Genomic DNA, 8,107 nt, shown 5'->3' with positions numbered 1-8,107 from the left:
GAACCTTTTCTGCCCATAGAAAAACTCCTCCTTAGGTAGGCAAGCTTTGATTATTTGCTTGTCTACCCAAAGAGGAGTATATCCGTCGATAATGACAATCCGTTTTTTTGATGCGATTAAATGTAGTTGGCTTAAACTAAGCCTTGCGCTAACATGGCGTCAGCAACTTTTGTGAAGCCAGCAATGTTAGCACCACTCAGGTAATCACCGCTAACGTGGTATTCGTCGGCAGCGGCAACGGAGTGTGCAAAGATATCTTGCATGATTTGTTTGAGGCGATTATCGACTTCTTCAAAAGTCCAGCTCAAACGCATACTATTTTGGCTCATTTCAAGGGCGGAAACGGCAACGCCACCAGCATTGGCAGCTTTGGCCGGACCATATAGCAAGCTGGCAGCTTGGTATGCCGCAATGGCTTCTGGACTGCTAGGCATGTTAGCCCCTTCGGCAACGACCTTGGCACCATTGGCAATCAAGTTCTTGGCTTGATCACCGCTGATTTCGTTTTGGGTGGCGCAAGGTAACGCGATATCATAAGCTACTTGGGCGTCCCAGACGGAACCTTCGTAATAGCTGGCACTGGCTACACGGTCGGCATAGTCTTTGATGCGACCGCGTTCAACTTCCTTGATCTGCTTAACGATCTTGAAGTCGATACCGTTTTCGTCAATAACGTAACCGTTTGAGTCGGAGCAGGTAATCACCTTGCCACCGAGTTCTTCAACCTTTTGAATCGCGTAGATGGCGACATTACCAGCACCAGAAATGGCAACGCGTTGACCAGGGAAGGAAAGTTGGTTGGCCTTGAGCATTTCGTTGGTATAGTAGGCGAGACCATAACCAGTAGCTTCAGTCCGGGCTAACGAACCGCCATAGTTCAAACCTTTACCGGTGAGTACGCCGCGGTCAGCGCCCCGGAGTCGCTTGTATTGGCCGTATAAAAAGCCAATTTCGCGGCCACCAACACCGATATCACCAGCAGGAACGTCGGTATCGAGACCAATGTACTTGCTCAGTTCGGTCATGAAACTCTGACAGAAGCGCATAATTTCGTTGTCTGATTTGCCCTTAGGGTCGAAATCAGAGCCCCCTTTACCACCGCCGATTGGCAGGCCGGTCAGGGCATTTTTGAAGATCTGTTCAAAGCCCAAGAATTTGACGATACTCAGATTAACGGATGGGTGTAACCGTAAGCCGCCCTTGTATGGACCGATTGCTGAGTTAAATTGTACTCGGAACCCACGGTTGACTCGTGCATGACCAGCATCGTCGAGCCAAGGAACCCGGAATTGAATAATCCGTTCTGGTTCGGTCAAACGTTCCAAAATATTGGCTTCGATATATTCTGGATGTTGTTCGAGGACTGGCGTGATCGTTTTGAAGACGTCGTTGATGGCCTCTAAAAATTCGGTTTGGTTCGGATCACGGTGTTCAATGACTTGGTAAACATGTTGGACATAATCGGTTGCTTGACTCAATATGATCATCCTTCCTTGAATAAGTTAACTATAATCTTCATTTTAATGGTCACGTTCGGAAATTGCACGAGTTAAATTAACTAAATTTTGATGAATTTTTAGTGATTGTGGTAAAACCGTGCTGTTGATAGCGCTTGCGATTTGGTTCGGCGGACTAACAATAATTCGCATTTTAATGCAAAGTCAGAAGCGAGGGCGTATGCTTGGGGCAATTAAATAGTAGTCAAGTCAGATTTGACGGGCGACTCATCAGAAACAGGGGGGGATCATGATGAACAAACGGCGTTGGTTATTAAGTTTATTGCCAATCTTACTGGGGTTGATTGGCGTGGGTGTGTGGGGATCACAGCAAGTGACACCAAAGACAATTAAAGTACAGCAGGCAGCGTCAAAAATCAAATCCGCGACGAAAAAGCAAACGACGACTAAGCCTAAATTGAAGCCCGGCCAGCTTACTGAGGCCCAGGCAATCAAGCAAATCGATCAGTTGATCAAAAGTCATCATATTATGGGGACACTATTACTGACCACGAACGGTCCGGCGGGGGTCCGGGTTCGAACGTATGGTTATGCGGATGATGCCAATCAAGTCCGCAATACTGCGACGGAGGCTTATCCATTAGCGTCATTACAAAAAGCTGTGACTGGCGTGATGATTCAAAAACTGATCAATCAGGGTAAGTTGAGTCTGACGACGAAGCTGAGTCACTTTTACCCGGAAATTCCGTACGCCAATCAGATTACGATACGTGAACTATTAGACCATCGTTCCGGTATTCGGATGACTGAGATAACACCAAAGACGATTTTACCAACGGAGACGGCGCGGCTGAACTTTACACTGCAACATTTACGGTCGACGAATAATCATGCTTATGCCTATTCCAACGCGAACTTTACCTTATTGGCAGGGGTTATTCGCAAAGTGACGCATAAATCCTATCAGGCGGCTTTGACTAATGACATCATTCGGCCATTGGGATTAAAACATACCTATGAATATAACGATATTCCGGGCAATGTGATCAACCCGACTTCGTATCGCTTGGCTAATGGGTTTGGTCAGAGTGGCATCATTTCTAAGCCGTTACAATCTAGTGAATTAGGCTGTGGTAGTCTATATATGAGTGTGGGGGATTATTATAAATTTATGTATGGGCTTCAAAGCGGCCAGCTAGTTGGTGAAGCCGGTTTAAAGTCACTTGCGGATAATTTTCAAATTAAATATTCGGCAGGCGTTTATTACCAGGCAGGCCAGTTGATTCGAGTGGGTGGCAATGACAATAATTTTCATAGCTACTATATGGGGTCGCGAAATGCCCAAGTCGCCTTAGTCTTATTTGAAAATCAGGGTGTTTTTGGTGGTGACAACCAGGTCGCGTATAAGATTCGTGATATTTTATTGAAGACGGTACCTTTTTAGAAACGGTACGGGCTGAACATCATCTTAATTGCGGGAGAACGTGTGCCTGCAATCAAGGTGGTGTTTTTGCTTACCCGTCCGTTTGGCTGAATCCTTGAAAATAACTAAACTTTTACTCGAAATGATGGCGCCACGACGTAACTAACGCTATGATGAGATTAGAAACTAAATGATGCAGGTGAAAGTTAATGACAAAACCAATTAAGGTAATGACGATTTTCGGCACGCGGCCAGAAGCAATTAAGATGGCGCCCATCGTGTTGCAGTTGCAGCAACAGCCACAATTTGAACCGGTAACGGTGGTGACGGCTCAACACCGCGAGATGTTAGACCAGGTGCTCACGATTTTTCACATTACGCCGGACTATGATTTGAATATCATGAAGCCTAATCAGACGTTAGCTGGTATCACCAGCCGGGTACTGACGAAGCTAGATGCAATTATGGATACAGTCAAGCCTGATATCGTGCTGGTGCATGGCGATACAACCACGACGTTTGCAGCTAGTGTGAGTGCTTTCTATCATCAAATCCCAGTCGGACACGTGGAAGCGGGGTTGCGGACGTGGCAGAAGTACTCGCCATATCCTGAAGAGATGAATCGGCAGCTGACCGACGTGCTGGCCGACATGTACTTTGCACCGACCGAATTAAGTCGGCAGAATCTATTGAAGGAAAACCATCCGGATACGGCCATCACGGTAACGGGCAATACGGCCATCGATGCCTTAAAACAGACGGTTTCGATGGACTATCAACACGCTGCGCTTGATTTGATTCAGCCTGGGCACCGGATGATCTTACTCACGATGCATCGGCGTGAGAATCAGGGCGCCCCGATGGAAGCGGTCTTTGTCGCCATCAAACGAGTGGTTGCTCAGCATCCCGATGTCGAAGTGGTCTACCCAGTACACTTGAGTCCGGCAGTGCAGACAGTCGCTAAACGTATCCTCGGCCATACCGATCGCATTCACCTCATTGACCCGCTCGACGTGCTTGATTTCCACAACATGGCGGCACGCAGTTACTTCATTATGACGGATTCGGGTGGGGTGCAGGAAGAAGCCCCGTCACTGAATAAACCGGTGCTCGTATTGCGTGATACTACTGAACGACCGGAAGGGGTCACCGCGGGGACGTTACGATTAGTCGGCACTGATGGTCAGCAGGTTGCGGCAGCAATGACCAGCCTGTTAGATGATTCCGCAGCGTACCAACGGATGGCAGACGCTAAAAATCCTTATGGCGATGGTCATGCTGCGGAATACATCTTACAAGCGATTATGAAAAAAATTGGTACACATTAAAATTATTTGCATTTTTGTATAAACAGTGTAATATTAAGCACTGACATAGTGATAAAAATTTTCACTTCTCCTGTAAAGATGTGAAATTAGTGAAGTAGCCGGAGATGGATGCCGCGGGGGTATCAATACCGGTTATTTTTTTGCGTTAAAATCTAGATGGCCCGGTACTACTGAGTGTCTAGGCAGCTACTTGATTTTGTCAAAGTGGCTGACGGCTGGGAGATAAGCGGATTTTACTCGTCAGTGGTCAGGTATTGCCATCAATTGATCTGATTGGACCGACTAGTCTATTCGCTGAAAGCACTAATCCTAGTATAAAAGGTGTTTCCCGCGGCATTCCATTGTATAATTGTAAATACTATAAGTGAGCGTTGAGGATAAATGAATGAATTTAAAAGCCCGTTACCCTAAAATTGCGAAAAGCCTGGAAATTATTATTCGGCGGTATGGACAAGCCAATGTCAGCAACAATGCGATTGTGCTGGCCTACTACGCGTTAATGTCGATTGCCCCGATTATCTTGATTGCCGGAAACCTCATTGCCCGGTTCGATTTGAAGTCTGGGCAGATTTTAGCGTACGCTCAGGAAGTCATTCCTAGTAACGTCTACCAGACGTTTAAGCCGATTTTAGTTTCATTCCTGTCCAGTGGCAGCAGTAGTAGTTTGTCAATTGGGATTTTGGTGACAGTCTGGTCGGCGTCTAAAATTATTGCTGCAATTCGCAGGAGTCTAAATGAGGCGTACGGGGTTACGGATGCCCAAAATGCCGTTTGGACGCGAATTATTGCCTTTTTCTTAACGTTGGGACTATTACTCCTAATCGTAGGGCTGGCGATTTTCTTCACGTTGAGTCAATTGATTCTAGATGTGATCTTGAATTTAACAAATCTCACGCGTGCAATCATTCCGAATTGGATTAATCAGTTGTTGGAAAACAAGAACTTGATTACCTTTGTTGGGATGTTCGTCGTCGCCATGTTGTTGTATTACTTTGTACCGAACGCCAAGGTGAAATTGCGTTACATTTGGACGGGGGCGTTAGTCACGACGATTGGCTGGATCGTGATCTCGCAAGGGTTCCGGGTGTATATCGAATTATTTGCTAAACGGATTACGACTTACCAAACGATTGGGAGTTTAATTGTACTAATGTTCTGGTTGAACTTTTCCGGGATTCTCTTGATGTTTGGTGGCGTCGTCAATGCGTCGGTGCAGGAATGGTTTGAGCATAAGATTGAGCCAAAGTCTCCACGGATGATTCGTCGCATTCGGCGACAATTCTTCAAACGCAAAAAAACGACTAAAAAAGAATAATCAGAACCTTTTAATTGAATCCGAACGTTTAATCCTGTAAAATCAAAACTTTTTGCGATTTACATATTAAACGATTCGGATTTTGTGTATAATGGTGTTCGTGTGAAAAAAGTGCCGGTGCTTTCTGAAAGTAAGTGGCGTCTATTTCAAAATAAACAGGCGTAACAACGCCACAGGAGGAGAAAGATAGTGATTCATCAGCTTTTGGCAGAGTTCATGGGAACCGCCTTGATGATTATTTTTGGTGTCGGTGTACATTGTAGTGAGGTTTTAAAGGGGACCAAGTATCGTGGTTCCGGCCATATCTTCGCAATTACAACATGGGGTTTTGGGATTACAATTGCCCTCTTCATTTTCGGCAATGTCTGCATTAACCCGGCCATGGTATTAGCCCAATGTATTTTAGGGAACCTTTCATGGTCATTGTTTATCCCGTATTCAGTTGCAGAAGTTTTGGGTGGGGTCGTTGGTGCCGTGATCGTCTGGATCATGTACGCGGACCATTTTGCCGCTTCTGCTGATGAGATTTCCCCAATTACGATTCGGAACTTATTCTCAACCGCACCCGCTGTGCGGAACTTACCACGGAACTTCTTCGTCGAATTCTTCGATACATTTATTTTTATTTCTGGGATTTTAGCTATTTCTGAAGTGAAAACGCCGGGGATCGTGCCGATTGGTGTTGGGCTCTTAGTCTGGGCCATTGGGATGGGGCTAGGTGGCCCAACCGGATTCGCCATGAACCTTGCACGGGACATGGGCCCACGGATCGCCCACGCCATCTTACCAATTAAGAACAAGGCTGACAGCGACTGGCAATACGGGATCATTGTTCCTGGGATTGCACCTTTCGTTGGGGCTGCTTGTGCGGCGTTGTTTATGCATGGATTCTTTGGGATTGGGTAGATAATACTATAATTACTTTGGACGGCTATTGTAAAAATAGTCGTCTTTTTTATCGATGTTTACACAACAATATAACGATTGCCCTTTTACATTAAAGTTTTTTTGATATAATGACATGATGAGACTATATATTCTTGGAGGAAGTTAAATTGAGTAAGTATGATTATTTGGTTGTTGGTGCCGGACTTTTCGGCGCAGTCTTTGCCCATGAAGCGGCATTGCGTGGCAAACACGTCAAGGTGATTGAAAAGCGGGATCACATTGCTGGAAATATCTATACCAAAGAAGTAAATGGAATTCAAGTTCATCAATATGGTGCTCATATCTTCCATACTTCTGATAAGCAGATTTGGGAGTATGTTAATCAATTTGCCGAATTTAATCGTTATACAAACAGTCCAGTCGCAAATTATAAAGGACATATGTATAACTTACCCTTCAATATGAATACGTTTAGTGAACTGTGGGGAGTTCGGACACCTGCAGAGGCACAAGCAAAAATTCAGGAACAAAAAGACGCTGCTCAGTTAAGCGGCGAACCTAAGAACCTTGAAGAACAAGCAATATCGTTAATTGGTACTGATGTTTATGAAAAATTGATTAAGGGCTACACCGAAAAACAATGGGGTCAAAAGGCGACCGACTTACCAGCATTTATCATTCGTCGACTGCCAGTCCGCTACACATATGATAACAACTACTTCAATGATACTTATCAAGGGATTCCAATTGGTGGTTACACGCAAATCGTCGAAAAAATGTTGGATCACCCAGAAATTGATGTTGAGACCGGTGTGGATTTCTTCGCCAATAAAAATCAGTATTTAGCCGACTTTCCGAAGATCATATTTACTGGGATGATTGATCAATACTTCAATTATCAATTAGGAGAATTGGAATATCGTTCTTTACGATTTGAAACGGAAGAACGAGACGTTGACAACTACCAAGGAAATGCTGTTATTAATTATACGGATGCGGAAACACCGTATACTCGAATCATCGAACATAAGCATTTTGAATTTGGAAAAGGTGACAAGGGTAAGACAATTATTACTCGTGAATATCCAGCTAACTGGAAACGCGGAGACGAACCATATTATCCAGTTAATAATACTCGCAATAACACGTTGTATAAGCAATACGCTGAACTTGCAAAGCAGGAGGGCAACGTGATTTTTGGTGGGCGTCTAGGGCAGTATCGATATTATGATATGCATCAGGTGATTCATGCAGCATTAGTGACGGTGAAGCAAGAGTTAAGTAATGTAGAGGATAAATAATGGAATTACGAATTAAATTAAAAAATGTGCTTAGAATCATTGGAAGACATATTGTTTTGTTAATAGGTATCATTGGTTTGTCAATTGCAGCTGGTGTTAGTTGGAACTATTTGATTAAAAAGCCTGAATATCAGTCGCAAATACAATTTTTACAAACTAATAATGATACTTCACAAATTACTGTTTATGATCAAATTTTGAGTCTTAAAAGCTTTAAAACACAAGTGAATTCGGAGTTGAAACAAAGAAAAATTTCTTCGGTATTTAGTGATACAACAATTGAAAGTATGTCAGTGTCATCATCCGTTAAGGTAGCGTCAAGAATCTTGTGTAAATGAAATGCCTTCGTACATATAATATGTATCTAACTTAAATAAATGATGCTTCCAAGGTGT

At 44.0% G+C, this 8,107-nt stretch carries 7 protein-coding genes; 6 read left to right on the top strand and 1 reads right to left on the bottom strand.

All coding sequences use genetic code 11. The features are described from left to right. Positions 1 to 131: 131 nt before the first annotated feature. Positions 132 to 1,487 carry an NADP-specific glutamate dehydrogenase gene (gene gdhA, locus ACOV1R_RS15340; RefSeq protein WP_031263459.1) on the bottom strand — a complete coding sequence of 452 codons (1,356 nt, stop codon included), beginning with the start codon at positions 1,485 to 1,487 and terminating at the stop codon, positions 132 to 134. A 259-nt stretch (positions 1,488 to 1,746) separates the two neighbouring features. Here gdhA and ACOV1R_RS15335 point away from each other — a divergent pair, with 259 nt between their 5' ends. The 6 genes from ACOV1R_RS15335 (at position 1,747) to ACOV1R_RS15310 (ending at position 8,050) form a co-directional block, all read left to right on the top strand. Beyond that, positions 1,747 to 2,901 (top strand): serine hydrolase domain-containing protein, encoded by a 1,155-nt coding sequence (locus ACOV1R_RS15335; protein ID WP_064578300.1) that lies wholly within the window; start codon positions 1,747 to 1,749, stop codon positions 2,899 to 2,901. A 188-nt stretch (positions 2,902 to 3,089) separates the two neighbouring features. Further along, entirely contained in the window at positions 3,090 to 4,208 is a 1,119-nt protein-coding gene (gene wecB, locus ACOV1R_RS15330; protein ID WP_003646267.1) for a non-hydrolyzing UDP-N-acetylglucosamine 2-epimerase, read from the top strand. Positions 4,209 to 4,593: 385 nt separating this feature from the next. After that, on the top strand, positions 4,594 to 5,523 hold the full coding sequence (locus tag ACOV1R_RS15325; protein ID WP_003644143.1) for a YihY/virulence factor BrkB family protein: 930 nt from the start codon (positions 4,594 to 4,596) through the stop codon (positions 5,521 to 5,523). Positions 5,524 to 5,712: 189 nt separating this feature from the next. Further along, the gene (gene larD / locus ACOV1R_RS15320; protein ID WP_003643315.1) at positions 5,713 to 6,429 is read left to right on the top strand and encodes a D/L-lactic acid transporter LarD; all 717 of its coding nucleotides are present in this window, start codon (positions 5,713 to 5,715) and stop codon (positions 6,427 to 6,429) included. A 149-nt stretch (positions 6,430 to 6,578) separates the two neighbouring features. Further along, positions 6,579 to 7,712 (top strand): UDP-galactopyranose mutase, encoded by a 1,134-nt coding sequence (gene glf / locus ACOV1R_RS15315; RefSeq protein ID WP_054519075.1) that lies wholly within the window; start codon positions 6,579 to 6,581, stop codon positions 7,710 to 7,712. Next, positions 7,712 to 8,050 carry a hypothetical protein gene (locus tag ACOV1R_RS15310; protein ID WP_064578299.1) on the top strand — a complete coding sequence of 113 codons (339 nt, stop codon included), beginning with the start codon at positions 7,712 to 7,714 and terminating at the stop codon, positions 8,048 to 8,050. Before glf ends, ACOV1R_RS15310 begins: the two co-directional genes overlap by 1 nt. Positions 8,051 to 8,107: the final 57 nt, after the last annotated feature.

Source organism: Lactiplantibacillus sp. YT640 (genome assembly GCF_049745435.1).
In the GTDB taxonomy this organism is placed as follows: Bacteria; Bacillota; Bacilli; order Lactobacillales; family Lactobacillaceae; genus Lactiplantibacillus; species Lactiplantibacillus plantarum.
The sequence above is the reverse complement of the archived record's forward strand: the minus strand, read 5'-3'. Positions and strand labels throughout refer to the sequence as shown.